This window comes from Moorena sp. SIO1F2, assembly GCF_010672755.1.
Lineage (GTDB): Bacteria > Cyanobacteriota > Cyanobacteriia > Cyanobacteriales > Coleofasciculaceae > Moorena.
Map to the genome: position 1 here is coordinate 1 of NZ_JAAHFV010000055.1, position 26,111 is coordinate 26,111.

The window sequence follows — 26,111 nt, forward strand, 5'->3', positions numbered from 1 at the left end:
CAACATCCGGTTATACCAATATCGACCAACTCGCAGCCACTCGTTCAGTGTGAGTGTTTGTTGAGTCTCTGGATATAGTCGATATTGATACGTGTATTTCATTGGTGTTAACTTTTAAGCTAAACTGATTATAGCAGACAACAGCAGGTAGTTTATGAAGAATGACTTTTTATCCAAGGGTCGGTCTGTCTGTGACCTTAAAGCTCATCTCGTCTTGACGACCAAGTATCGTCGCAAAGTCTTTACTGGTGAGATGATTAGCCGTTTACATGAAATTTTTGAAAACTTACTTCAACAACAACAATGATCGCTTGTTAGCCTTGATGGGGAAAAAGACCATGTTCACCTGCTTCTCCAGTATCACCCTGACATTCACCTGAGTAAACTGGTTAACTCATTGAAGAGTGTCTCAAGCCGAAAAATAAGAGTAGAATTTGGTGAACAACTAGCCAGAATCTACTACAACAAACCTGCACAAGTGGAATAGTTCTTACTTTATTGCTAGTTGTGGTGGCGTTACTATTTCTACTCTTAAAAAGTACATTGAAAACCAAGACACTCCTGAGATGAGCAACAAAGACCCTGCACAAAATTCATCCCACGTCTCAAAGCGTAGCGTGAGCGTGGGATGAATTTTGTCAGAGGCTAATCGATACCAGTGGCTCACCTATGGAAATTGCACAGGCACTATTTGAAGCTCCCTTTGCGGTCCTCTCTCACAACACTGAATCAGACCCCATTTACAACTATGGCAATCGGAAAGCTTTAGAATTGTGGGAAATGGATTGGAACCAATTTACCCGAATGCCTTCGAAATATTCAGCTGAGCCGATGGAAAGGGAGGAGCGCTTACGCCTGCTTAACCAAGTGACAACCCAGGGCTATATTAGCAACTATCAAGGTGTCCGCATTTCTAGCACTGGTAAACGGTTCCAGATTTCAGATGTTATCGTCTGGAATCTCATTGATGAGGAAAATAAATATTGTGGTCAAGGGGCTACGTTTTCCCAGTGGATACGGATTAATTGACGATGTCGCGCACTTAAATTGTCGATTTTTGAGTAAGGGAGAAAAACTACAAAGTCCTTTCCCTTACTCCTGAGTACCCCTGCCCCCTTACCAATTCAATCAAAGAAATCAAATCATTTGTAGCATTAATAGTGCTAATTCATAGTGCTAATTCATAGTGCTAATTCAGATTATATGCCTCACAGGTTACTTCCCCTTCTTGCAGTATCTTCCCCCACTTCCCGTCTCTTCCCGATCTCCATAAATCATCCCGCTACAATTACAACGCCGTTATTTGGGTCGGACTAGTCGGGAACTCTATATGTAACTGGTATATCTAACTGGCATCACAGAAGTCCATGTTGTTCAATGATTCTAACCCATAATGAACAGCTCTAGGGTATTCCATCACTGAGTCAATAGACTCTGGCACTAGAACTGTACTTGGTATTGCCTATTGGTGGCATGATTTAGCCAAGTCTTACCTAAAGACCTTCCTCATCTTGATCACTCATCAAACCGAAAGCCATATTGGGAATGAAAACTATGGAATAAAAACTATGATAAAAGCCAGGCTTTTCGGCAAAACTAGGTTGCCCAAACCATTTGTTTGGACAGTCATTTTTATCTGCATTTTACCCTATATTCTGCATCAATTAGGGGTTGATTTTAGTACCCATCAGGAACTGTTTGACCTCTCGGCAGCCTCTGAATGGGAACCCCATGAAGTTAATGATGCCATGCACTCGGTCTTTTCCGGAAGTTTTGTACACACACTCCTGGAGTGGAGTGCTGTCTGTACGGCTGTTTTTACGGTTTGCTTAGCCTTCACAAACTATAGTATCACCAAAGACCCAATCGTTCCTATCATCGGCGTATCACTTTTTTTTGCTGGTGTGATAAATGCCTTTCATACTCTGGCTGCTGACCGCTTAATTGATGTTGTCGCCGATAATCGTAATTTAACTAGCTCGGCGGGAATTCCCACGCTTAAGCCACAGCTTAGCGTGGGATGAAAGCCAGGTTGGGTGATGGGGTTCGATGCCCCATCACCCAACATCAGTCAGGTCTGTCCTGACTCTGAACGTATTCTTTGAGTTGTTCAACGGTAACCCCTCCACAACTAGCAATGAAGTAGCCGCCAGTCCAGAACACTTTTTTCGAGTAATACTTATTCACTTGATCGGGAAATTATTTCCGTAGGTATCGACTGGAAACGGTCTTGAGATTATTGATTAGTTTGCTCAGCTGAGTCTGGGGATTGTATTGGATCAATAAATGAACGTGATCCGCTTCACCATTGAACTCGACCAAACTACCTTCCCACTTAGACATCAGTTCTGAAAATATTGATTCTACGCGGGTTAGCATCACCCCTGTGAAGACTTTACGCCGGTATTTTGGGACTAACACGTTGAGGAGCTTTCAAGTTTGAAACGCCTCTAGCACGGTGGATATCATCTTTAGGCATGGGTTGACACTAATTCCTGTGCTGGTGCTATAATAACACTAAGCCCCGCAGTAATGGTCGGATCGGCCGCTATGAAATCAACGCTTCAGTATCGAGCTTACTTAAACACTAAGCAAAAACTTGAGGCTAATTATTGGCTTCGAGTGTGTCGCTATTGGTATAACCGCCAGCTCGGAGATCGTTTCGATTGGTGGGACAACAATAGAACCAAAGTCAACGCTTGTCCGTTAGTTTGCCCGTTACCTGAGCTCAGAGATCAGCCGACTAGATACGGTCAACAGTCACAATTGCCTGGACTCAAAACAGATCTGATCAAGGTGTTTCATAGCGGTGAGCTGTTGGACTTCACCCGATTAGATTCAACCGTTTTGCAGGATGTCTGCAAACGGGCTGACGATGCTTTCAAGCGTTATATATCGGGTGATTCCAATGGCTTGCGTAGCGGTAAGCCACGGTTTAAGAACCAATCCAGCTACCGGACGATGGTGTTCGCAATGGTCAAACCAAGGTGGATTCATCTTGTCCGCAAAAACTGGCTCTATATCAAGCTTCCCAAGCTCGGAATGGTGAAGGTTCGGATGCACCGACCAATGCCGGATGGTGCCGTTGTCAAACGTGTTAGCTTGACTAAAAAAGCCGATGGTTGGTATATCAACCTGACCGTAGCAGATCCTACGGTGCCTAAGTTGACGCCTGATCAGATTGTCCCCACTTGGGATAACTCAATCGGTCTTGACGCAGTGCTAGAGGGCGATGACTACATTGCCACATCTGAAAATACCAAATACAAATCAGCTAAACCGCTGCGTAAGTCTTTACCAAAACTCAAGGCCGTCTCTGCTAAGAAATCATCGAAACGTAAAGGTTCTAAAGCCCGTCGCCAGCTAGCATTGCGTGAATCTCGAATACATCAACGCATTGCTAGGCAGCGCCAGAATCACCGTTACAACCTGGCTCACTTGCTGGTGAAAACCGGCAAGAAAGTGTTTTTCCTAGAGTTGCTAAATATCAAGGGACTGACAAAACGAAATAAACCCAACAAAGCCGCTGATGGGACGTATTTGCCTAACGGCCAATCGGCTAAGTCTGGGCTGAACAAGTCTTGGTTAGACGCGGCGTTTGGTGAATTTATAACCACACTGGACTACATAGCCTCAAAAGCTGGAGCAGTGGTTATCAAACAAAAACCGGCGTATTCATCAATGATTCTGAGTTATCGGAACGAAGTTATATTTACCGATTGCTCAATCAGAAAGTATTACGATCCGGTTGAAAAGGTTTTGGTTGACCGGGATGTGAATGCCGCAATCAACCTCAAACGACTTGGGCTGGGCGTTTTCCCAAGTATAAAACGGCGTAGTGGGAAGCTAGTCGTATCTGGCGATATGGACAATAGTACCACGAAGCAAATCGTGTCTATCCTAAGGGACGGCACGGACACTCGATCGCTTCTCAGTCTTTGGCCTATGGCCTAGCCTTTGGCGAACGGATGAAGAAGCCCACGCTATAGCGCCAGCTTAGCGGTGGGAGTGCGTCACTTCCATTTACCTGGGCACTCTGTCGGCTTTTCAATGCACTAATCCTGATTCTAGGAACTAGCCTTTGCTCAAGGAGAAGCTGGGTAGAAAAAAACCAAACCAGGAGCTTGGGTTTTGTCATTATTGTCAGCTTGGGGTTTGGGTTGATTGCCTATGGCATAATTCCAGGGTAAACGCCTCTAAATTTGTATCAAAATTAACAGTTAAAAATTAAACAATAGTATCAAAAATCTAGAATTACCCGGTTTATTCTCAATAAGCGCCACTTATTCTCAATTATAGCAGTCGCCAGGGCAGGCGCGGACATGACAAAAGTCTCAAACCTAAGTAAGCGCAAGAGTTTGACTTCTGACTTCTGACTTCTGACTTCTGACTTCTGACTTCTGCTATATTGGCTGTGTTATCCTTGGTTGATTTGAGAGTACTCTACATTCTGGTTTCGTAGGGAAATCCGACTTTGATTCTTGTTTAAAGTCAGCGGAAAATTTGTTGACTTTGAACAAAAAAAACTGCTTTTAGGATGGGATTTATTCGAATTTAACAAAAAATTGAGTTAATCATTTTTTTTGCTGTTACCATTTATATCAAATAAGATGCGTTTACCCTGGCTTTTCTATTGCTTCTTGCCTATTCCCTATTCCCAATTGCGTATTCCTTATTGCGTATTCCCTATTTCCTATTTGGTATTTCCTATTCCCGATTCCCGATTCCCGATTCCCGATTCCCGATTCCCGATTCCCAGCCCGTAGCGCTCTAATAGGTAAGTGGCAGTAAAAGTCAAAAAAAACCCGGCTTCTGCTAAGAAACCGGGTTTTTAAAAGGTTTAGTTGATTTATGATTGAATTAACGTTGATGGGCAGGTTCTTTCGCCAAGAACTTCTCTAGTTCAGTCAAGGCATCAGCATCAACTTTAGTTTGCATCGGGCAGAACTTTGGTCCACACATCGAACAAAACTCTGCTGTCTTATAGATATCTGCTGGCAGGGTTTCATCATGGTATTCCCGAGCTCGTTCGGGGTCAAGGGAAAGTTCAAACTGGCGGTTCCAATCGAAGTTGTAGCGAGCAATGGAGAGTTGATCATCCCGATCCCGTGCTCCTGGACGATGCCTGGCAATATCCGCCGCATGAGCAGCAATTTTGTAGGCAATCAAGCCATTGCGCACATCCTCAGCATCGGGCAGTCCCAAATGTTCTTTCGGGGTTACATAGCAAAGCATGGCGGTACCGTACCAGCCAGCCAAAGCTGCACCAATGGCAGAGGTGATATGGTCATATCCAGGCGCAATGTCTGTCACGAGTGGTCCTAGAACATAGAAAGGTGCTTCTGAACACTCTTCCATCTGCTTTTTGACATTGAACTCAATTTGATCCATTGGCACATGACCAGGTCCTTCTACCATCACCTGTACATCATGTTCCCAAGCACGACGAGTCAACTGCCCCAATGTTTTCAATTCTGCTAACTGGGCTTGATCAGATGCATCATGGGTGCAGCCAGGACGCAGAGAATCCCCTAAGCTAAAGGAGACATCGTATTTCTTGAAAATCTCGATAATGTCGTCAAAGTGGGTATAGAGGGGATTTTGCTTGTGGTGATGGAGCATCCACTTGGCGAGGATACCACCACCACGAGAAACAATGCCGGTTAGTCGGTTTCTGACCAAAGGCAGATGTTCGATTAAGATGCCAGCGTGGATGGTTTGATAGTCAACTCCTTGCTGAGCGTGCTTCTCAATGATGTGGAGAAAGTCATCGGCAGTAAGGTTTTCCACCTTGCCGTGGACACTCTCTAAGGTTTGGTAAACTGGTACCGTGCCAATGGGTACAGGTGAGGCATTAATGATGGCGGAACGAATCTCATCCAAGTTGCCACCACCTGTAGACAAGTCCATTACGGTATCGGCCCCGTACTTCACGGCCAAGTTAACCTTCTCTAGCTCTTCATCAAGATTAGAAGAGTTGGGGGAGGCACCGATATTGGCATTCACCTTACATTTGGAGGCGATACCAATACACATTGGCTCTAGGTTAGTGTGGTTGATATTGGCGGGGATAATCATTCGCCCCCGTGCCACTTCATCTTTGATCAGCTCAACGGGAAGGTTTTCCCGCTGGGCTACGTAGTGCATCTCTTCTGTCAGAAGACCCTGGCGAGCATAGTACATTTGAGTCACATTGCTCTGACCACGGCGCTTGGCAACCCATTCAATACGCATATTTAATTTCCTCGATGACAGCTTCCCTCCGCCGGTATTAACCGGACTCAGGTTCTAAGGGTGTAATCTCAGCCTGGTTGCTCAGGCACCCCTAGCTTTGGTTTGATTATACTATCACAAATAAAATCAGTCGGATTATAGGATCGCCCTCCTTGGGATTGATTCACAAGTGGGTAATCTATAGAATTCAAGATTATTGAGATTAGCTTATGGAATTTTTAACAGGAATAGTTATATCGTTATGCTTGTTTAAGATTTAATCTCAAAATAATACAGGACAGTGCTTAGTTACACTGTCCTGTTACGGTATCCTGTTACGGATGATTAATAGCTAGAGGCTATTGTATTCACCATTGTATTTACCTAGGTGATTGCCCAAATCGCCTTGTGTTAAAGAGCGATCGCAGCCATCTTGACATCGTTAGTGCTTAGAATCTCTTGGAGTTCCTCAGCATCTACGGTTTCTTTATCAATCAGCATTTCAGCAAGCTTATCGAGGATGTGCTTATTGCCAAGAATTACATTCTTAGCCCGTTCGTAGGCTTCATCAACTAGCTTGCGAACTTCTTCATCAATGGTTGATGCTGTGGCATCTGAGAAATCCCGGTCTGAGGCAATATCCCGACCTAGGAACATACTGCCATTCTGCCGTCCTAGGGCTACTGGGCCAAGGCGATCGCTCATACCATAGCGCATCACCATCTGCCGTGCCACCCGAGTCACCTGTTGCAAGTCATTGGAAGCACCTGTGGTCACTTCTTCTTCACCGAAGATAATTTCTTCAGCAATCCGACCACCTAAGGCCACTGCCATCTGATTTTGCAGGTAAGAACGGGAAAACATGCCTGAATCCATCCGGTCTTCGCTAGGGGTGAACCAAGTCAAACCACCAGCACGACCCCGAGGAATAATGCTAATTTTCTGCACTGGGTCATAATCGGGCATTAAGGCACCCACAAGGGCGTGACCTGCTTCGTGAAACGCTACTAGGGTTTTGCGTTTCTCGCTCATTACCCGGTCTTTCTTCTCTGGCCCTGCAAGCACCCGGTCAATGGCATCATTCACCTCATCCATAGAGATTTCGGTTAAGTTGCGACGGGCTGCCAAAATTGCTGCTTCATTGAGCAAGTTGGATAAATCTGCTCCGGTGAAACCAGGGGTCCGACGGGCAATCTTCTCGAGATCCACATCTTTGGCCAGGGTTTTCCCACGAGCATGAACGTTGAGAATTTCCAAACGTCCGGAATAATCAGGACGGTCTACTACTACCTGTCGATCAAAACGACCAGGGCGTAGTAGGGCAGCATCAAGAACATCTGGGCGGTTGGTAGCAGCAATAATGATAATACCGGTATTACCTTCAAACCCATCCATTTCAGTCAGTAACTGGTTAAGGGTTTGCTCCCGTTCATCATTACCACCGCCTAAACCGGCACCCCGCTGACGCCCCACAGCATCGATTTCATCAATAAATACAATACATGGAGCATTGTTCTTGGCTTGCTCAAATAGGTCTCGCACCCGAGAAGCACCAACCCCTACGAACATCTCGACAAACTCAGAACCAGAGATGGAGAAAAACGGAACACCTGCTTCCCCAGCTACTGCACGAGCTAAGAGAGTTTTACCGGTTCCTGGAGGTCCCACGAGCAGGACTCCCTTGGGAATTTTAGCCCCAATAGCAGTGAAGCGGTCAGCATTTTTGAGGAAGTCTACTACTTCGTTAAGTTCTAGCTTGGCTTGCTCAATACCTGCCACATCCCCAAAGGTTACCTGAGTTTGGGGTTCCATTTGGACTCTAGCTTTGGACTTGCCAAAGTTCATGGCTTGAGAACCTGGACCATTCTGGGCACGCCGCAGTAATAGAAACAATCCCACCAAGAGCAGAATCGGGAAGAAGAAACTGCTTAAGGTCTTGAACCAGAAGCCTTCATCACTCTGGGGTAGAACTGAAATATCTACACCGTTATTATTCAGAAGGTTGATTAGTTGTGGGTCATTGGGGAGATTGACCTCTACCTGACGACCATCTTGAGCGATCGCGATCGCTTTACTGCGGTCAGCACTGATTCTAACGGTTTCCACCTTGCCGCTCTCGACTTTGCTAATCAGCTCGTCGTACCGCCACGTATCTCGACTTGGGGACGGTTTGTCCAAAAATGCTGTACCAAGGGCGATCACCACTATGGCTAGGAGTGCATATAGCCCTGCGTTTCTCCACTTTTTATTCACTCGTTGTTACCTCCATAGATTCGAGGATGTGGCAAATATAGAATTTAGCTTCTTATATTAATTTATGTTAACCTTTCTGAGGAAAAGTGGGCGGACTTTATTCTAAAACAGCCTTTCTGGAAGCGTTTTATGCCTTTTGATACCTAATAATACTGTTTGGATGGCTGGTGTAGGTTGACCTAGAGCAATGCTTAATATTATAATGTGGGGCTTTGGAGATCGAACAGCCAACAGGAGGGACATGATGGCGGTTTTACGACTTGAAGATGGTACAACCTATACCGAGCTAAGTGATATTGCCGGAGAATTAGCACCTCTGAAGGTTCAGCTAAATCACTGGTCTGTAGGGGACAACCCAGAAATTCACAGCCTTCTAGAGCAAGACACCCTTAGTGATATTGAAAAGGATACAGTACTTAAAGCTTTAGATAGCTACTTTGAACAACTTAAGGAAACCGCTGGCTATCAATCCCGTGACTTAATCGTACTGTATCCAGACATACCTAATCTTGATGCCCTCCTTTCCAAATTTAAGGATTGTCACTACCATACTGACGATGAAGTGCGCTACATAATTGCTGGAGAAGGGGTTTTTGGGTTTGTACGTCCTGATGGCAGCCAAATGGAGTTGACTGTGCAGCCTGAGGAGTACATTAATGTGCCAGCGAATACTGAACATTGGTTTTATCTGACACCATCACGACGGGTTAAAGCTGTGCGCTACTTTATCACTACTGAAGGCTGGGTTCCGGAATACACGGGTACGGAAATTCGGATGAAGCCGGTAGTAGCTGTTTGAGAATATTCCAGTTCATAACTTATTGAATATGTCCATTGAAGTTGACTACCGCTTTCCTCGCGGTGTTGATGTCGAAAAACAAGCGAAAGTGATTGCTGTTGGGCAAACCGCAGGCACCTGGAATGCTCGTTTTGCCCATCTCGAAAATGTGTTTCGCTCCCATCTTGGTACTGTTGTTCAAGGTGTCATTAACCCTGATGGTTCTGGTTTGGCTACCATCCGTTTTCCCGAAGCTAATGTGGAAAACGATATCCCTACTCTACTAACCATGATTTTTGGCAAATACTCCATGGCAGGACCAGCTAAAGTCATGGCAGTGCGCTTGCCAGAACACTACGGTAGGCATCCCAAATTCGGAATTACCGGGATTCGGGAAAGACTAGGAGTAGTTGACCGTCCCCTGATTATGGCAATTTTTAAGCCAGCCTTGGGACTCTCAGCGGAAGACCATGGGAAGATTTTACAAGAGGTTGCTGGAGCTGGACTTGACATTATTAAAGATGATGAGATTCTGGGGGATTTGGAGATAGCACCAACCCTGAAACGTCTAGAAGTCTGCCGTAAGGTACTTGATGAAATAAAACAGCAAACTGGGCGCACTGTACTCTATGCCATTAATGTAACTGGTTCGGCTGACAAATTGCTTGATAAAGCTCATACGTTGGTAAAGGAAGGGGCAAATGCCCTGCTGCTGAATGTCTTGACCTACGGTTTCTCTGTCCTAGAAGCCCTAGCTGCTGATCCAGAGATTAATGTGCCTATTTTTGCCCATCCCGCCTTAGCAGGAGCACTCTGTGGAGCCCCAAACCACGGGATGGCTTACTCAGTGGTGTTGGGAACCCTGATGGCTCATGGTGGGGCAGATGCGGTGCTATATCCCGCCCATTATGGTAGTTTACCCTTTGACCCAGAGGAGGAAAAGCGAATTCGAGATAGTTTGCGATCGCGTAATGTATTTCCTGTGCCCTCCGCTGGCATTCATGCTGGGATTGTCCCTAAGGTTGTAGCAGATTACGGACAACAGGTCATTCTTAATGCTGGAACTGGCATTATGGATCATCCCGATGGTCCTGCTGCTGGCGTTAAAGCATTTTTTGAAGCCATACATTCATCTCGGAGGTAATCGGGTAATCGGGTTATGGGGTAATGACAAGATAGTGTTTATCATAATTATGAGGTACACTCTGGTTTCTTTACCCTACTCCGTAATCTTTACTCCGTAATACTTACTTCCATTAACTCCAAGGACGTAAGTACCTCACATTTTTGATCACTACTATAGTAATGCATATAGTAATACTATTTATCGTGAACATATCGTCAACAGCCACAGTTCTTACTCAGGACTGAGCACTCTTAGACTAAATACCATTGTGAATCGAGTTGTATTCTGCGACTTCGACGGTACCATTACCGCCGTTGAAACCTTTGTGGGCATGCTCAAACACTTTGCTCCCGAGTTGTCCGCCCAAATTATGCCCCAGCTGTACAGTATGAAGCTGACTCTGAGGGAAGGTGTGCGCCAGATGTTAGAGTCAATTCCTTCAGCTAGCTATCCTGACATTATTGCCTACGCTCAATCCAAACCGATTCGGCCTGGTTTAGAGCAATTGTTAGACTTTCTTGATACTCAAAATGTCCCTTTCATTGTCGTTTCCGGTGGTTTGCGCTGCATGGTGGAAACGGTTCTCAGTCAGGGAAGCACGGGGAAAAAATCCTTACTTGAGCGGGTAGCAGCTATTTATGCTGTTGATGTGGAAACTACCGGGGATTTTCTAAAGGTAACCTCTGAGTTTGAAGGAGAGACAGAACTTGTGTCTAAAGTGCGGGTGATGGCACAACACCCGGCTCAAGAGCAGATCGCCATTGGCGATTCGGTAACGGACTTGAATATGAGCCTGAAAGCCCCGGTAGTATTCGCCCGCGATCGCCTCAGCAAATACCTGGAGGAGCGCCAAAAGCCCTACATTCCGTGGGATGATTTTTTTGATGTACAACAAAAGCTATCCCAGCGGTGGAACAATGGTTAATCATGGCTCCTCAATCCGAAATCACCACCAATTACTATCAGCTATTGATCCAAGACCAACCTTAATTACTGCTGCTAGTCACTTCTATCAATTAGGTTGGATGGTGGGGACAGCCGGTAACCTCTCTGCTAAACAGCCCGATGGCAGCTTCTGGATTACTGCGAGTGGATGCCATAAAGGGCAGCTAGGCAGCAAAGACTTTATTCGCATAGCCACTGATGGCACAGTAGTAGAAAAACCATCACCTGAATCTCGTCCTTCAGCTGAAACAAGCATTCATCAAAGTATCTACTCTTTATTCCCAGATGCTAAAGCCTGTTATCATATTCACACCATTGAGTCGAATTTAGTTTCTGGCTTCACTAAAGACGATACCCTGCCTTTGCCGCCGCTAGAAATGCTTAAGGGCTTTGGAGTACGGGAGGAGAACCCTAAAGTCACGGTACCAGTATTTGTCAACCATCTAGATGTTTCTCGCATTAGTAGTGAGATATGCGATCGCTTTCAGGCTGCATCGCCATCAGTCAATATCCTATTAATTCGGAACCACGGTATAACTGTTTGGGCGTCTTCCACCGAACGTGCCCAGATCTACTTGGAGTTAGCTGATTATATTTTTCGATACATGGTAGCTGCTCGACAAATTGAGCTTAGCACTACCTCAATCAAGAATTAACAAATACAATTGCTGAATTGCTCAATCGGAACAATTCAGCAATTCGGCAATTATTCAACCAGACTTGATGCTAGTCCGTATACTGCCCATCACCAAAATGACTAGGGTAACTATCGTTAGAGGTACGACAAATGTCATCATGATAGTACTAAATTGTGATAAAGCTTGGTGTTGTGTGGCGTTTAGGAACAAATACAAGGTATAGGCACCGTAATAGCTTAAAAAGAGAAATCCCTCCCACCGGGAAATTTGATAGCCAGTAAAGAAAATTGGCAGACAAGCCACCGCTACTGCAATCATTACTGGAATGTCGAAGTTTAGGGCAGGAGTTGACACCTGTATACCATCAGGCACAATCAAGCTACACATCCCCAGCACCAACAGGATATTAAAAATATTGCTGCCAATAGCGTTACCTACGGCAAGATCTCGCTCACCACGGACACTGGCAATAATGGAGGTGGCAATTTCTGGAAGAGAGGTGCCAACAGCGATAATGGTTAAGCCAATAATTAACTCGCTCCAGCCAAACATCTTGGCCATAGCAATAGCCCCATTAATCAGCCAGCGGGAACCTAGTACTAACATTCCTAAGCCGAAAAAAATCAGCCCTAACTGAGTAACTATCTTTTTAAGGCTAGTACGAGACTGGCGAGATTTGGTTTGAGGGGTATCGTGGTCTCGGATTTCCTGATTTTCCTTGCGACTCTGAATAATGGTGAATAAACTATATGCGATCGCGCCAGCCAACAGGATGCTGCCATCGACTCTACCCAGTTGGCCATCCAAGCTCATAAACAAGAGTAGGAATGATATGCCAATCATCAAAGGTACATCTAATCGCACCAACTGCCGGGATACAACCAAAGGTAACATAGTTGCCGATATTCCCAAGATTAGCAAAATATTGGCAATGTTGCTGCCAACAATGTTACCAAGGGCAATATCCGCTTGTCCGTCATAACTCGACTGCAATGCTACGGCTAATTCTGGGGCACTGGTGCAGTAAGCGACTATAGTCAGCCCAATCACTAAGGGGGAGACACCTGCTACCAACGCCAACTGTGATGCGCCCTTCACCAAGATTTCCGCCCCAACAACTAAAAGTACAAAGCCAGCAATAAATAAAATGAGAGTGATTATGTTCATTGGCTGTGTGTGAGTAAGTCATTGAGGACGAGTTTACTTCATCAAGCATGAAAGTTGCTATAACCTCGACTTAGCCCTTATAATTATTACCTAGGGTTTATTGAAACGGCAAACAACTCAACAATAACACAGATAAAGCGAATTTTTTCCTGTGTTTATCCAGGTTTAGTTTTAGTTCTTAACCTAATAATTTATTTGCTAACTGTTTCATATTATTTTTATCAACAAACTCTCTAAAAACAGTTGCTTTAAAGACAGATAGATAAAAGGCGGCATGGTACTGTAGTAGCGGTTCGAGAGTCTACTTGGCTCTTGAACTAGCCCATACAACCATTCTAAGCCGATTCCCTGGGCTGCTAAGGATTACCAAAACCTTTGGCTTTCTCCTGAAGCTTGCTCATAGTCTTGTCAGTGCCTTCACCCTGCCAAGTCAGAAATGCCCAAACACACGCTTCTGATTCTTCCACTCAATTGAATCACTAACCAAATAGGTTCCTGTTGGAACAGGGTGTAATGTTTCGTGAGATTATCCTGAACTGCTAGGCGAATGGCAACTGTGTCATCGGTAATACCATCACCTTTGGCACCGTAATCCCGCACATTCACCATGTTCGCATCCAAAGGATAGAGGGGATTCGTTGCTACTGAAGAACTGACCAAGGTGGAAAAGCTAGCAGGTAAGCCCGATCACCAATAGTAGGCTGCACAGGCTTAGGGAGAAGAGCATGAGCTTAGCTAGGTGCAGAGGAATGCCTACTAGATTTTTAAGTCTTTGGAATTGATATTTATACTTGATATGTATAATAAACAACATTTAAATAATTGTTTTTGCAAAACCTTTACTGATCATCCAGTGGTAGCAGTTCTTAGTTAATCGTGTTTTTAGCATTTTTAAAATACCACTTGATGTCAAAAAAATCACAATATTTAATATTTAATTAATTAATTTTTGTTAAATTTAATTCAAGCCAATCTGGCAACAGATCTAAGTACAACTTGGGTTTAATTGAAAATACTGAATGATATCAAGTCCGGTTAATTACTTTGCCAATAATCCCTGAATTTTTGGTAATGCGTAATGGGTGATGATTCATCATCAACTAGCAATTACTAATTACTAAATACCAACTAACAATTACTAATTACCAATTACCAATTACCAATTACCCGTTCAGGAATTATGATTATTAGTCAACCGAATTTGATAGGATGCATCGATAGGTTTATTGATGACTTAATTCATAAATATATGATTGAGCTTAAGTAAAACCTGTTAGTAATTTTGTTGTTAGTGATTTTGGTCTCAACAGTCATATGAAAGTAGCAATTATTGCCGGGGGGCTCGGTACTCGTCTAGCGGAAGAAACTGACACAAAACCAAAGCCAATGGTAGCAATCGGAGGGCGACCAATCCTCTGGCATATCATGAGGCATTATTACCATTATGGCTTCCAAGATTTTGTGATTGCCCTTGGCTATAAGGCAGAAGTTATTAAAAAATACATGGTGGACTATAGTTCACTTAATAGTAACTTAACAGTCAACCTTAACAATGGCAACGTCATCCAGCACGGTGGTGTAGCACCGGATTGGACAGTTGATTTAATTGATACTGGTATTTACACCAATACAGGGGGTCGGATTAAACGGCTCGCTCCCTACGTAGGCAATCAGACATTTATGCTCACTTGGGGAGATGGAGTTTCTGATGTCAATTTAAATGCGCTCCTGGAATTCCATCGCTCTCATGGCAAATTAGCTACCTTAACTGCAGTACGTCCACCTGCACGTTTTGGTTACTTAGAACTAGATGGAAACCAGATTACGGAATTCTCTGAAAAGCCTCAAACCAGAGAAGGCTGGATCAACGGTGCTTTCTTTGTTTTAGAACCCGGAGTTTTTGATTATATCGATGGCGATGACACCCAGTGGGAAAAAGCACCACTGGAGCGACTCGCCAAAGATGGGCAACTGATGGCCTATCACCACACTTCATTCTGGCAATGCATGGATACCTTGCGCGACAAGCGCAGGTTAGAAAGTCTGTGGAACAGTGGCAATGCACCTTGGAAAATTTGGGAGGAAAATAATGCGAGTATTAGTAACTGGTCACAAGGGCTACATCGGCACAGTCATGGTGCCAATGCTATTAGCTCAAGGGTATGATGTATTTGGTCTTGATAGCGACTTATTTGAAAAGAGTACTTTTGGTGAAGGAATTCGAAAAATTCCAGAGCTAAAAAAGGATATCCGTGACGTTACGGCAACAGAACTAGAAGGATTTGATGCTCTAATCCACTTAGCAGGGCTTTCCAACGATCCTCTGGGGAATCTGAATCCTGACTTAACCTATGAGATCAATCATGCTGCTTCAGTTCATTTGGCTAAGTTAGCCAAAGCCGCAGGCATCGAGCGCTTCGTATTCTCATCGTCCTGTAGTAACTATGGTGCTGGTGGTGATGACTGGTTGACTGAGGAATCATCCTTCAACCCTGTCACTCCTTACGGCATTTCTAAAGTTCGTGTCGAGCAAGATGTTACTCAGTTAGCGGACGATAACTTTAGTCCTACCTTTCTTCGGAATGCTACGGCTTACGGTGTTTCGCCGCGTTTGCGCTTTGATCTAGTACTCAATAACTTGGTCGCTTGGGCATTTACCACCGGTCAAGTGTATATCAAGAGCGATGGCACCCCTTGGCGTCCCATTGTCCATATTGAAGATATTTCCCAAGCGTTTATTGCGGTGTTGGAGGCACCTCGTGAGCTGGTACACAATCAAGCGTTTAATGTGGGACGAAATGAGGACAACTATCGCATTCGAGAGTTAGCCGAAATTGTCAAAGAAACAGTTCCAGGCTGCGAAATTGAATACGCTAAAGATGCTGGACCCGATAAGCGCTGTTATCGCGTTGATTGTAGTAAAATTATTCAGACATTACCCGAATTCAAACCCCAATGGAATGCCCGTCGGGGAGCTCAAGAACTCTACCAGGCTTATCAAACTGTAGGCTTAACCTTGGAAGAGTTTGAGGGACCGAGGTATCAGCGTATTGCTCACATCAAACAATTACTTAGCACTGGAAGATTAGATCAAACCCTGCGTTGGCGTACCCAGCTACCTACATCTCCTAAAATACAAGCCATGAGTGTTTAGGAGTTGTTGGGTCATTGGTAATCGGTAATCGGTAATCCTACTCTAATTACCAATTACCAATTACCAAAAGGGCGGAAAAATTTTTGGCAGTCACCCTGGAGAATTAGTTTACTTTAAGAAAAAGTTGACTTTGCTATTGTTATGAATATTTTTTTGTTGCTGATTAACCGTTAATTGCAAACAGTTGACAGTTAACAATTAACAGTCATATTTGAAAAAAAATAATAATGTCTAATTCAATGCCTATTTGTCGTGCTAACAGCACTGATGACTTAGAGTTAATTATTTCCTTCGGTTACACCCCATTAGCTGATGGATTACTTACTAAAGACCAGTTAGATAAACCTGAATATACTGCTCCATTGGATCTGGCGTTTTCTCCTAGCAGTGGTTTAGTCCAAATCACCGAAAGTGTCCCCCCGGAAATCCTATTTTGTCGAGACTACCCCTATTTTTCTTCTGTATCAAAATCGTTACTAAAACACTTTGGAGATAGTGCCAAAGCCATCATTGATTCAAGACAACTCAATAGCAACAGTCTAGTGATTGAAGCAGCTAGTAATGATGGCTATATGCTCAAGAACTTTGTTGAAAAAGGAATTCCGGTGCTGGGAATTGACCCAGCCTCTGGACCTGCGGAAGCTGCCCAAAAAGCAGGTATTCCTACTCTTTGTACATTCTTTACGAAAGATTTGGCAATAGAGCTACACTCTCAAGGACGGAAAGCTGATGTTTTTCTTGCTAACAATGTCTTGGCTCATGTGCCAGATCTGAATGGCTTTGTAGCAGGGATTGGCGTTCTGCTAAAAGACACTGGTGTAGCAGTAATTGAAGTCCCCTATGTGGTTGACTTGGTAGATCACTGTGAATTTGACACTATCTACCATCAGCACTTATGCTATTTTTCAGTAACTGCTTTAGATCGGTTGTTTAGGAAACATGGTTTATTCCTAAATGACATCCAACGTACTCCAATCCATGGGGGTTCGTTACGCCTATTTGTGGAGCCTAACGAACAGGTTAAGGAATCCGTAAAATCTCTATTAGCAGAAGAAGTAGCGCGGGGAGTTGACCGCATTGATTACTATCGTGATTTTGCTAATCGTGTTCAGGAAATTAAGCTTTCTTTACTGGATATACTCTGGGATTTGAAGAAACAGGGTAAAAAGGTGGCAGCGGAGCAGCAGCTAAAGCAACTACTCTGCTCAGTTATTTTGGGATTAATAAAACCCTGGTGGATTATGTAGTGGATTTAAATCCGTTCAAACATGGTCGCTACATGGGCATTAATCATTTACCTATTTTTCCACCATCAAAACTGTTAGAGGATAAACCCGATTATGTGTTGCTGCTAGCTTGGAATTTTGCTGATGAAATTTTGCAGCAACAAGAAGCATATCGACAACAAGGAGGTAAATTTATTATTCCGATTCCACAACCAAAGATTGTTTAGAGTTGACGGTTGACGATCAAGTAAGGGAGTAGGGAGTAGGGAGTAGGGAGTAGGGAGCCATCACTATTCCATAAAATCCCAAATTGGTATACCTCACCTATTTGATAAATGCTATAATTTAAGTCAACTTTGGTAGTTTGGGAGGGTACGGATACTTGCCAATTTTTCTTTAGCGAACTTCTGCACTTTCTGATCTGAGTCATGCTTTGCTCTATCTCGCAATAGTAGTAGAGTTTGGGGATGGTTTGGATAGTCATCAATGATTGCTGTCAGGGCAATTTGCCGAGGGTTTTCTTCCCGGCGCTGCTTGCGATAAAAGGGATCATTGACAGCGCGAACGCACAAAAATTCAAACATCCCAGGTTGATTTTTCCAACCACAGATTAATTCTGTCATAACTGCTGCTCGCACACGCCAATGCGGATCTGATTCAGCTCGTTCTTGGAGAAAATGTAAAGTGTCTGGGTGATATTTCCAACCACGGACTAATTCTTCCAGCACTGCTATTCGCACATCCAAATTCCGATCTGATTTAGCCCGTTGTTTGAGAAAAAGTAGGATATCCGGTTCATCTTTCCAGCCACGGGCTAATACTTGCACTGCTATTTGCCGCACATATCCATTCCGATCCGATTGAGCCAATTGTTTGAGAAAGGGTAACGTATCCGGGTGATTTTTACAACTACGAGGTAATGCTTCGGCTGCTGTTTGTCGCACAGCCAAATCCTGATCCGATTGAGCCAATTGTTTGAGAATAGGTAACGTATCATGATGATCTTGCCAACTAGAAGCTAATGCTTCGGCTACTGCTTGTCGAACAGCGGCATCCTGATCCGATTCAGCCAATTGTTTGAGGATGGGTAAGGTATCTGGATCATCTTTCCAACCACGAGCTAATGTTTCGGCTACTGCTTGTCGCACAGCGGCATCCTGATCCGATTCAGCCAATTGTTTGAGGATGGGTAAGGTATCTGGATCATCTTTCCAACCACGGACTAATTCTGCTACTGCTGCTTGTCGCACACGCCAATACTGATCCGATTGAGCCAGTTGTTTGAGAATAGCTAAGGTATCGTGGTGATTTTTCCAACCATGGACTAATTTTGCCATTGCTACTCGTCGCACATCGGAATTGTGGTCAGATTGAGCCAGTTGTTTGAGAATGGGTAACGTATCCGGATGATCTTGCCAACCATCGGCTAATCCTGAAACTGCTGCTATTCGCACATCCGAATCCTGATCGGATTGAGCGAGTTGTTTAAGAATAAGTAAGATATCATGTTCACCCTTCCAACCATGGGCTAATTCTTGCACTGCTACCTGTCGCACATACCCATTCTGATCCGATTGAGCCAATTGTTTGAGGATGGGTAAGGTAACCGGGTGATCTTTCCAACCATGGGCTAATGCTTCGGCTGCTGCTTGTCGTACGTCCCAATACTGATCCGATTGAGCCAATTTTTTGAGGATGAGTGGGGTATCCGGTCTGTTAAAATCTGTAATAATACCCTGATTTGTTATAATTTTTTTATCCATTTTATCGATAGTTGTTAATTAACAAACGGCATTAAAATCTGGGGATTTCTGGTGAAGTCTTAATCTAGCTTTCCCCCATTAACCTAGTATAACAAAATCTAGTATTTCCAAGCCTGTTTGCCTAATAACAACCAAACATACTTAAATCTCAAAGTCGCATAAGGTTCCACTATCCGGCAATTACTCAATTCATTCAGCTCATGCCAATTCTATGTACAAGTACCTTTAATCATTATTGAAAAATTAGTAGGTAGGGTGATAATGTTGCATCATTCGCAGTAGGGGAATCGTTAACTTCAATGCCAAATAAATTCATCAATCAGCTATGGTAAACCACAGGGGAAAAACTGCTGAAAAATCTAGCTTGGTTTGCGATTCCAGGTATCCAGGTGATTGGTGATAAAACCATCTTTGGTCAGGAGGTAGCTAGAAGAGCCATTGAAAAACACATGACCTTTCCAAGGTACCCGAAATGTGTCACGCACGAACTGTCCAATGGGTGCATCTCACTTTTGCTATTTGACGCGGTGGTGCGTTACGGGACGGACTGTCCCAAAACTTGCTATGGCTTGCGTCTTGGCGAGCCCGTCCCTAACGCACCCACTTTTTTACAAATATGAGATGCACCCCTGTCCAATTTGCCGTGATCACCTTTTCATCGGTTTGAGAGATATCATGCAGAACGAAATAAATTGTGCTAAAAAATAGCCGAGCGTTAAATCTCAGTATATAAACTATAATTCGATAGTTTAATTTTACTTTAAATCGACTAATTTGGTCTTGAAATTAACTATTTTTTGTATAAAAATTATAGGCAATATCTTGCTAAGACAGGGTTGGTATATCGTGCTTAATGGTCTGAATTACCCGCTCAATCTGGGATTGATATTGATTGGCACTCAAATCCTATGAAGTCATCACATTTAAATTCTAAAAGAGTCACTCAAAATGATACAACAAGCATTGTCCAAAAATTTTGCTCACACACAACCGATTTCATTATCAGAACATATTTGTCCCAACTGTGGAAACCAAGGATTGTCCCTATTTTATGAAGTACATAACGTACCAGTTCACAGTTGCTTAATGATGTCAACCCAGGAAGCAGCTCTAGACTTCCCTTGCGGTGATGTGGTTTTGGGGTTTTGTCAAGACTGCGGCTTCATCACTAATGTTTCCTTTGATCCCAGGTGGTCAGCTTACGCTCCCAATTATGAAGACCAACAGAGTTTTTCCCCAACCTTCAATCAGTTTGCCCTTGATCTAGCCAATCATCTGATCGACAAATACGACCTTCATAACAAAGACATTATAGAGATTGGTTGTAGCAAAGGAGATTTCCTCTTGCTGCTGTGCGAATTAGGTAACAATCGTGGTGTTGGTATTGACCCGTCTGCTGTAGTAGGACGAGTCCAGAGTGAAGCCGCTGACCGGGTCACCTTTATTCAAGACTATTACTCAGAGCGCTATGCTGAGTATGTAGGTGATTTTATCTGTTGTCGCCATACCCTAGAGCATATTTATCCTACCGCTGAGTTTATTAGTACCGTGCGCCGCTCCATTGGCGATCGCCTCAATACCGTTGTGGTGTTTGAGATACCAGATACCATACGAGTACTCAAAGACTTAGCTTTTGAAGACATTTACTACGAACACTGCTCCTATTTCACCCCTGGATCCCTAGCGCGATTATTCCGTAACTGTGGCTTTGAAGTTACTGACCTGTATCGAGCTTATGGTGAACAATATTTGTTAATTGAAACCCGACCTGTCACCATCCCATCTGAGAAAGTACATCCTCTGGAAGAGAGTCTTGAGGAAGTTACTCAGCATGTCAAAAACTTCACCAACGAGATTAGCAAGAAGCTGGAGAATTGGAGGCAGCACTTAGAGCAGATGCATGCTCAAGGCAAGCGTGTTGTAGTTTGGGGTTCAGGTTCCAAGTGTGTGGCTTTTCTAACCACTCTTGATACCACAGACAAAATTGAATACGTGGTAGATATTAATCCCCATCGTCATGGGAAATTTATCCCTGGTGTTGGTAAAAAAATTATGGCACCAGAGTTTTTGAAGGAATACAAACCTGATCAGGTGATTGTCATGAATTCCATATATTGTGATGAAATTCAGCAAATGTTGAATAAGATGGGAGTAACTACAGAGGTTATATCTCTATAAATATCAGTCATTAGTCATGAGTGATCAGTTATGAGTCATAAGTCAAAAATTAAAGACTTATGACTCATAAAGTGTTTACTGGAGTTGTTTAGGTGTACTTGGGAACTATGTTTTTTCTGCACACACTTGGAAAAAAATTTTCCATCAGAAAGCACCCAGCAAAGTTGAGCAATAACCGAAGGCTTGGATGCTTGCGGGAAAAAGAGTCTTTGTCATTTTTTATTTTTTGGTCGCCCCTTCAGGCCAAAATGGCAAATATTCCAATAGGTTTTCTGGTAAAAAAAAGTATGGGAAGTGAGTAGGCTTACCCAAAGTTTTGAGGATTAATTAATTGTTTATAGCGGTTTTTACTCCAATGAGGTAGACCATAAGTCTCAATTAACAAGCTTTTCAGCTTCAAGGTGGACCTCACCATACAAAAAAAACACTATATTCTCCATTATTATACCTTTCTCAGGGATACGGTTAACTTTTAATATTCAACATTCAACATTAAAATTTAAACATTCAACATTCAACATTTAAAGTTAAAATTAATAGTTTCAGTAATAAAAATAACCATGTACGACTTGGCGATTATTGGAGGAGGAATCATTGGCTTATCCACAGCCATGGCATTGGGTCAACGTTATCCAGATGCCAAAATTATGGTACTGGAAAAAGAGAGCAGTTGGGCGGCTCACCAAACTGGCAATAACAGTGGTGTGATTCATTCTGGAATATACTACAAACCAGGGAGTTTCAAGGCTAGATTTTGTTACGAAGGAAATCGCTCGATGGTGGCATTCTGCCAAAAGCATGGCATTGATTATGACATCTGTGGCAAAGTAATTGTAGCAACTGAACCAGAAGAACTACCATTACTGGATACTCTTTACCAAAGGGGTTTGGAAAATGGTATAGAGATTGCCAAGATTACTGGTGAAGAGGTTAAGGAAATTGAACCCCATGTGCGCTGTTTAGCTGGAATTCGGGTTCATTCCACTGGGATTGTAAACTACAAGCAGGTCTGTGAAAAATACGTTGAACTGGTTCGTGTCCAGGGAGGGGATTTACGTCTCAATAGTAAGGTTGAAAAGATCCTGGAAACTGGGGATGGTCTAGTGCTGGAAACCAACAATGGTAACTATCCCACTCGCTTTGTGATCAACTGTGCTGGACTACATAGCGATCGCATTGCTAAGTTGGGTGATGCTGAGCCTCCAGCTAAAATCGTTCCTTTCCGGGGTGAGTACTATGAACTCAAGCCAGAGAAACGCTACCTAGTCAAGCACTTAATTTATCCAGTTCCTAATCCAAATTTTCCTTTCCTAGGGGTTCATTTCACCCGCATGATTGATGGCAGTGTCCATGCTGGACCCAATGCTGTACTCAGTTTCAAGCGGGAAGGTTATCGAAAGACTGATTTTGACCTGCGAGATTTTGTGGAGGTCATGACCTATCCCGGTTTCTGGAAACTAGCTGTCAAACATGGAGACGCAGGAATTCAGGAAATCATCCGCTCCTTCAGTAAAGCTGCCTTTGTTAAGAGTTTGCAACGGTTGATTCCTGAAATCCAAGCAGATGACTTAGTGCCCACCCATGCTGGGGTCAGAGCTCAAGCCTTAAAAAATGATGGCAAGTTGGTGGATGATTTTTTAATTGTCAATAGTCCTAAAGCAATGCATGTTTGTAACGCTCCCTCTCCTGGTGCTACGGCTTCTTTGGAGATTGGTAATGCGATCGCTAGTGAAATCCCGACACTGAAAACTCTCGAAAGGGTGATCTGACCCAAGTTTCCTTAAAAGCTATCAGCCGTCAGCTGATAGCTGATTATTTGTACTTTCCCTGTACTAGTCTAATGGAGTGAAAACTTGAAATGAACACCTTATCTAACCACAACTGTCCTGTATGTGCCTCTGCCGATTTAGAGGTGTTTTTTGAAATGTTGGCGGTGCCAGTGTACTGTAATCTCCTGTGGCGATCGCGTCAAACTGCTCAAAACTGTCCTAAGGGAGATATCAAACTAGGGTTCTGTCCTAGCTGTGGTTTTATTAGCAACCTAGCGTTTGACCCTACTAAATTAGGTTATTCCCAGGACTATGAAAACTCCTTACATTACTCTGCCCGATTTCAGGACTATGCCCAATCCCTTGCCGCTGGATTGGTGAAGCGCCACCATCTCTACAATAAAGACATTATTGAAATTGGTTGTGGCAAAGGGGATTTTCTGATAAGTCTGTGTGAACTAGGTAATAACCGAGGAGTAGGTTTTGACCCCAGCTATGTTCCTAGGTCAGAGCATCAACAACTCCAGACTCAAGTCAAGTTTGTTCAAGATTTCTATTCACAGCTTTACCAAGAGTATCAAGCCGATCTAATTTGTTGTCGGCACACCCTAGAGCACATTTCCAATCCCGCAGATTTGCTCAAGCCACTACGACAGGCGATCGGTTCTCGCCTTAATACCATTGTTTTGTTTGAAGTCCCCAACGCCTTAGATACCTTTCGCCATTTAGCAGTGTGGGACATTATCTATGAACACTGCTGCTATTTCGCCCCCACTTCTCTAGGGCAAGCTTTTGTCAATGCTGGGTTTCAAGTTAGTGAAATCAAGGAGGCGTTTGGTGGTCAGTTCCTGTGCCTGGAAGCAAAGCCAGTGCATGGGGAAATCCCGAACAGCTATGGAAAACCGGATGAAATCGAGGTATTGACTCGCGATATTGCCAGCTTTACCGCTAGGTTTCAGGAGAAGTTAGAAAGCTGGCAGCACAAACTGACAACCATCGCTCAAACTGATAAAAAAGCCGTAGCATGGGGTGCTGGCTCAAAAGGGGTTACTTTTTTGAATCTGCTCAAGTGCCAAGATGTGATTGATGACATCGTAGATCTCAATCCCCGCAAACAGGGGAAGTACGTTGCTGGAACAGGACAGGAAATTGTTCCACCAGAATTTCTCCAGGATTACCAACCTGATCTGGTTATTGTGATGAACCCTATCTATGAAGAAGAGATTCGACAGTTATGCAACAATCTAGGTTTAACTCCTGAGCTAATTTGTGTTTGACTGTGTTTTAACCTTGGCTTTGGTGATATCAAGTCCAGTTGAATACCCATGATCAAGAAGATTGATGGGGAGATTTTAAAATATCTCCTTTAAAGTCAACCGCCGCCAACAATTGTGACAATTTCCAGCTGGTCTCCCTCCTGCATTTGAGTCTGGTTCCAAAACTGCCGATGGAGAATTTCACCATTGTATTCTACCGCCACCAGGCGCGGATTTAAGCCTAGCTGTTCTAATAGCTGGGGTAGTTTAGTGTCACAAGAGCAGGTCCGGGATTCACCATTAACTTCAAGGGTAATTTGAGTTGTGTTGTTAGATATCATCAGCTAATATTTACCAGCAAGCTATTCAAAATTAGTCACTATTACTTATTACCTAACATGTCTAACTATTATCTAGTTTTAGGACATTAGGGTTTAGAAACCCCAGCTTCAAGAGATCGAAGAGTGTGCTCTCGTTTGAGCTGGGACAGAAAATATTGAGTAACTAGAGTCGGTTGTTCCGCCTCCATGATCCCCCGCACAACCGCCACTCGTTGAGCTCCTGCATCCAAGACATAGTTTAAATTGTTTGGATCAATTCCCCCAATTGCAAACCATGGAATTGTAGCATGCTCTTTAGCATACTTGACATAATCCAAACCAGCTGCTTGCTTATTGGGTTTAGTAGGGGTTTCATAAACCGGTCCAACACCGATATAATCTGCGCCTTCAGCAATTGCCCGGTGTAGTTCATCAGGGTTAGTAGTCGAGCAACCAATAATACGCTGGGAGCCCAGTAGCTGCCGTGCTAAGGAAATTGGTACATCTTGTTGTCCGATATGAACCCCATCAGCCTCCACTGCCAGAGCTAAATCCACCCGGTCATTCATAATAAACAAAGCACCATAGTGATGGCACAGCTGGCACAATTTCTGAGCATCAGCTAGTTTGTCCCCATCATCTGCTTGTTTTTCCCGGTACTGTACCAAGGTTAGTCCACCTTGGAGGGCAGCCTCTACCTTGGCAAACCACTGGTCTGATAAGGATGTAATCAAGTAGAGATGCGATCGCTCTAGCAACTGATGACGCTGATATCCCAGTAAATTGCTTTCTAGGCTGTAAACCCGATAGCGCATCTGCTTAAAGGCGATCCCCATCTGAGCGTCGTATAGTTTACCATATTCTTCCAACACCCGTAGTGCTTCTTGCACCCGACACAAATTAGCCTGTAAAAGCTGCTGAATGCTGGAACGTCGTTCTTCCTGGGGATGAGTTAGTCCAGTCCCTGGATCCCCTGAGGTATCTCGGAAGATCCTGATTTCCGAGCTGTGCCAACGGGCTAATTCCTGGCGCATTTCCTTGCACTCCCCAGCCATCTGGGCGCTGTTGAGACCAAAGCGGCACCACTCCTCAATAATTCGCAAGCCTTCTCTAGCTCGGTCTAAATTTGCATCCAAAATTCGGCAAATCGCCGCTTTTTGAACCATAATGCCGCTGTCTTGCTCTTCCATTACTAACTACTCCATTATTATCTATCCTAACAGTGGATGGAAAGCTTGTTTCTGTGGTCAGTAACCTTTAGCAACGGACACATTTCAAGTGATAAATGATTACAAATAGATTACAACTATCCTAGTTTATGGATA

General features: G+C 43.7%; 23 protein-coding genes, 3 pseudogenes and 1 riboswitch. Of the genes and pseudogenes, 15 read left to right on the top strand and 11 right to left on the bottom strand.

All coding sequences use genetic code 11. The features are described 5' to 3' along the window. Positions 1-102, bottom strand: a 102-nt coding sequence (locus tag F6J94_RS09830; RefSeq protein ID WP_293039546.1) for a helix-turn-helix domain-containing protein, incomplete at its 3' end; no start/stop codon positions are given. A 52-nt stretch (positions 103-154) separates the two neighbouring features. Between F6J94_RS09830 and tnpA (F6J94_RS09835) the strand changes: the two are divergent. From tnpA (F6J94_RS09835) to F6J94_RS09845, 3 genes and pseudogenes are all read left to right on the top strand, one after another. Then, a pseudogene (tnpA, locus tag F6J94_RS09835) lies at positions 155-632 on the top strand (IS200/IS605 family transposase). A 16-nt stretch (positions 633-648) separates the two neighbouring features. Further along, a complete protein-coding gene (locus F6J94_RS09840; protein ID WP_293039548.1) occupies positions 649-1,029 on the top strand; it encodes an MEKHLA domain-containing protein in 381 nt (126 codons plus the stop codon). 539 nt (positions 1,030-1,568) lie between these two features. Further along, a complete protein-coding gene (locus F6J94_RS09845; protein ID WP_293039520.1) occupies positions 1,569-2,024 on the top strand; it encodes an MASE3 domain-containing protein in 456 nt (151 codons plus the stop codon). A 43-nt stretch (positions 2,025-2,067) separates the two neighbouring features. Here F6J94_RS09845 and tnpA (F6J94_RS09850) read toward each other — a convergent pair. Next, positions 2,068-2,421, bottom strand: a pseudogene (gene tnpA / locus F6J94_RS09850) (IS200/IS605 family transposase). Positions 2,422-2,550: 129 nt separating this feature from the next. Here tnpA (F6J94_RS09850) and F6J94_RS09855 point away from each other — a divergent pair. Next, positions 2,551-3,954, top strand: coding sequence for a transposase (locus tag F6J94_RS09855; protein WP_293039522.1), 1,404 nt, complete (start codon positions 2,551-2,553; stop codon positions 3,952-3,954). Positions 3,955-4,610: 656 nt separating this feature from the next. Beyond that, a complete protein-coding gene (locus tag F6J94_RS09860; RefSeq protein WP_293020951.1) occupies positions 4,611-4,766 on the top strand; it encodes a hypothetical protein in 156 nt (51 codons plus the stop codon). Positions 4,767-4,860: 94 nt separating this feature from the next. Here F6J94_RS09860 and thiC read toward each other — a convergent pair whose 3' ends face one another. Continuing rightward, on the bottom strand, positions 4,861-6,234 hold the full coding sequence (thiC, locus tag F6J94_RS09865; RefSeq protein WP_293039524.1) for a phosphomethylpyrimidine synthase: 1,374 nt from the start codon (positions 6,232-6,234) through the stop codon (positions 4,861-4,863). Positions 6,235-6,240: 6 nt separating this feature from the next. Continuing rightward, positions 6,241-6,337: riboswitch (TPP riboswitch) on the bottom strand. Between the two features lie 287 nt (positions 6,338-6,624). After that, positions 6,625-8,466, bottom strand: a complete 1,842-nt coding sequence (ftsH3, locus tag F6J94_RS09870) for an ATP-dependent zinc metalloprotease FtsH3 (RefSeq protein ID WP_293039526.1) — start codon at positions 8,464-8,466, stop codon at positions 6,625-6,627. A 244-nt stretch (positions 8,467-8,710) separates the two neighbouring features. Between ftsH3 and F6J94_RS09875 the strand changes: the two genes are divergently transcribed. The 4 genes from F6J94_RS09875 to mtnB all read left to right on the top strand — a co-directional run bounded on the left by F6J94_RS09875 (position 8,711) and on the right by mtnB (position 11,971). Continuing rightward, positions 8,711-9,265 (top strand): acireductone dioxygenase, encoded by a 555-nt coding sequence (locus F6J94_RS09875; RefSeq protein WP_293020967.1) that lies wholly within the window; start codon positions 8,711-8,713, stop codon positions 9,263-9,265. Between the two features lie 28 nt (positions 9,266-9,293). Continuing rightward, positions 9,294-10,388: a RuBisCO large subunit C-terminal-like domain-containing protein gene (locus F6J94_RS09880; protein WP_293039528.1), complete on the top strand. Its 1,095-nt coding sequence runs from the start codon at positions 9,294-9,296 to the stop codon at positions 10,386-10,388. A gap of 250 nt (positions 10,389-10,638) precedes the next feature. Next, positions 10,639-11,295, top strand: coding sequence for an HAD-IB family phosphatase (locus F6J94_RS09885; protein ID WP_075895812.1), 657 nt, complete (start codon positions 10,639-10,641; stop codon positions 11,293-11,295). Continuing rightward, a complete protein-coding gene (mtnB, locus tag F6J94_RS09890) occupies positions 11,288-11,971 on the top strand; it encodes a methylthioribulose 1-phosphate dehydratase (RefSeq protein ID WP_293039550.1) in 684 nt (227 codons plus the stop codon). Before F6J94_RS09885 ends, mtnB begins: the two co-directional genes overlap by 8 nt. Positions 11,972-12,025: 54 nt before the next feature. On the opposite strand, the gene F6J94_RS09895 is transcribed toward mtnB, so the two are convergent. Both F6J94_RS09895 and F6J94_RS09900 read right to left on the bottom strand, forming a co-directional pair. Beyond that, positions 12,026-13,120 (bottom strand): calcium/sodium antiporter, encoded by a 1,095-nt coding sequence (locus F6J94_RS09895; protein WP_293039531.1) that lies wholly within the window; start codon positions 13,118-13,120, stop codon positions 12,026-12,028. A 417-nt stretch (positions 13,121-13,537) separates the two neighbouring features. Next, positions 13,538-13,780, bottom strand: a complete 243-nt coding sequence (locus F6J94_RS09900) for a glycosyl hydrolase family 28-related protein (RefSeq protein WP_293039533.1) — start codon at positions 13,778-13,780, stop codon at positions 13,538-13,540. A gap of 654 nt (positions 13,781-14,434) precedes the next feature. On the opposite strand from F6J94_RS09900, the gene rfbF reads away from it, so the two are divergent. From rfbF to F6J94_RS09915, 3 genes and pseudogenes are all read left to right on the top strand, one after another. Then, the gene (gene rfbF, locus F6J94_RS09905) at positions 14,435-15,286 is read left to right on the top strand and encodes a glucose-1-phosphate cytidylyltransferase (protein ID WP_293039534.1); all 852 of its coding nucleotides are present in this window, start codon (positions 14,435-14,437) and stop codon (positions 15,284-15,286) included. Further along, positions 15,210-16,274 carry an NAD(P)-dependent oxidoreductase gene (locus F6J94_RS09910; RefSeq protein ID WP_293039535.1) on the top strand — a complete coding sequence of 355 codons (1,065 nt, stop codon included), beginning with the start codon at positions 15,210-15,212 and terminating at the stop codon, positions 16,272-16,274. The genes rfbF and F6J94_RS09910 overlap by 77 nt, the downstream gene beginning before the upstream one ends. Before the next feature lie 239 nt (positions 16,275-16,513). Further along, positions 16,514-17,727 (top strand): annotated as a pseudogene (locus F6J94_RS09915) (methyltransferase domain-containing protein). A 123-nt stretch (positions 17,728-17,850) separates the two neighbouring features. Here the strand turns inward: F6J94_RS09915 and F6J94_RS09920 are convergent. From F6J94_RS09920 to F6J94_RS34215, 3 genes are all read right to left on the bottom strand, one after another. Then, positions 17,851-19,263, bottom strand: coding sequence for a HEAT repeat domain-containing protein (locus tag F6J94_RS09920; RefSeq protein ID WP_293039536.1), 1,413 nt, complete (start codon positions 19,261-19,263; stop codon positions 17,851-17,853). Positions 19,264-19,622: 359 nt separating this feature from the next. After that, positions 19,623-19,748: a hypothetical protein gene (locus F6J94_RS09925; protein ID WP_293039537.1), complete on the bottom strand. Its 126-nt coding sequence runs from the start codon at positions 19,746-19,748 to the stop codon at positions 19,623-19,625. Positions 19,749-19,854: 106 nt separating this feature from the next. After that, entirely contained in the window at positions 19,855-20,037 is a 183-nt protein-coding gene (locus F6J94_RS34215) for a DUF2358 domain-containing protein (protein WP_366514186.1), read from the bottom strand. A gap of 174 nt (positions 20,038-20,211) precedes the next feature. On the opposite strand from F6J94_RS34215, the gene F6J94_RS09930 reads away from it, so the two are divergent. The 3 genes from F6J94_RS09930 (at position 20,212) to F6J94_RS09940 (ending at position 24,487) form a co-directional block, all read left to right on the top strand. Beyond that, positions 20,212-21,441: a class I SAM-dependent methyltransferase gene (locus F6J94_RS09930; protein WP_293039538.1), complete on the top strand. Its 1,230-nt coding sequence runs from the start codon at positions 20,212-20,214 to the stop codon at positions 21,439-21,441. A 560-nt stretch (positions 21,442-22,001) separates the two neighbouring features. Further along, a complete protein-coding gene (lhgO, locus tag F6J94_RS09935) occupies positions 22,002-23,210 on the top strand; it encodes an L-2-hydroxyglutarate oxidase (protein ID WP_293039540.1) in 1,209 nt (402 codons plus the stop codon). 89 nt (positions 23,211-23,299) lie between these two features. After that, positions 23,300-24,487, top strand: coding sequence for a class I SAM-dependent methyltransferase (locus F6J94_RS09940; protein ID WP_293039542.1), 1,188 nt, complete (start codon positions 23,300-23,302; stop codon positions 24,485-24,487). A gap of 95 nt (positions 24,488-24,582) precedes the next feature. Here F6J94_RS09940 and thiS read toward each other — a convergent pair whose 3' ends face one another. Together thiS and F6J94_RS09950 are read right to left on the bottom strand one after the other, a co-directional pair. After that, complete coding sequence (gene thiS / locus F6J94_RS09945) at positions 24,583-24,807, bottom strand: sulfur carrier protein ThiS (RefSeq protein ID WP_075895832.1); 225 nt, start codon at positions 24,805-24,807, stop codon at positions 24,583-24,585. 86 nt (positions 24,808-24,893) lie between these two features. Then, positions 24,894-25,976: a thiamine phosphate synthase gene (locus tag F6J94_RS09950; protein ID WP_293039545.1), complete on the bottom strand. Its 1,083-nt coding sequence runs from the start codon at positions 25,974-25,976 to the stop codon at positions 24,894-24,896. Positions 25,977-26,111 lie beyond the last annotated feature (135 nt).

Coding starts and splice junctions, on each gene's coding strand:
- F6J94_RS09845 (WP_293039520.1), top strand. CDS start 1,569: ATGATAAAAGCCAGGCTTTTCGGCAAAACTAGGTTGCCCAAACCATTT.
- F6J94_RS09855 (WP_293039522.1), top strand. CDS start 2,551: ATGAAATCAACGCTTCAGTATCGAGCTTACTTAAACACTAAGCAAAAA.
- F6J94_RS09860 (WP_293020951.1), top strand. CDS start 4,611: ATGCGTTTACCCTGGCTTTTCTATTGCTTCTTGCCTATTCCCTATTCC.
- thiC (WP_293039524.1), bottom strand. CDS start 6,234: ATGCGTATTGAATGGGTTGCCAAGCGCCGTGGTCAGAGCAATGTGACT.
- F6J94_RS09875 (WP_293020967.1), top strand. CDS start 8,711: ATGGCGGTTTTACGACTTGAAGATGGTACAACCTATACCGAGCTAAGT.
- F6J94_RS09880 (WP_293039528.1), top strand. CDS start 9,294: ATGTCCATTGAAGTTGACTACCGCTTTCCTCGCGGTGTTGATGTCGAA.
- mtnB (WP_293039550.1), top strand. CDS start 11,288: ATGGTTAATCATGGCTCCTCAATCCGAAATCACCACCAATTACTATCA.
- F6J94_RS09895 (WP_293039531.1), bottom strand. CDS start 13,120: ATGAACATAATCACTCTCATTTTATTTATTGCTGGCTTTGTACTTTTA.
- rfbF (WP_293039534.1), top strand. CDS start 14,435: ATGAAAGTAGCAATTATTGCCGGGGGGCTCGGTACTCGTCTAGCGGAA.
- F6J94_RS09910 (WP_293039535.1), top strand. CDS start 15,210: ATGCGAGTATTAGTAACTGGTCACAAGGGCTACATCGGCACAGTCATG.
- F6J94_RS09920 (WP_293039536.1), bottom strand. CDS start 19,263: ATGGATAAAAAAATTATAACAAATCAGGGTATTATTACAGATTTTAAC.
- F6J94_RS09930 (WP_293039538.1), top strand. CDS start 20,212: ATGATACAACAAGCATTGTCCAAAAATTTTGCTCACACACAACCGATT.
- lhgO (WP_293039540.1), top strand. CDS start 22,002: ATGTACGACTTGGCGATTATTGGAGGAGGAATCATTGGCTTATCCACA.
- F6J94_RS09940 (WP_293039542.1), top strand. CDS start 23,300: ATGAACACCTTATCTAACCACAACTGTCCTGTATGTGCCTCTGCCGAT.
- thiS (WP_075895832.1), bottom strand. CDS start 24,807: ATGATATCTAACAACACAACTCAAATTACCCTTGAAGTTAATGGTGAA.
- F6J94_RS09950 (WP_293039545.1), bottom strand. CDS start 25,976: ATGGAAGAGCAAGACAGCGGCATTATGGTTCAAAAAGCGGCGATTTGC.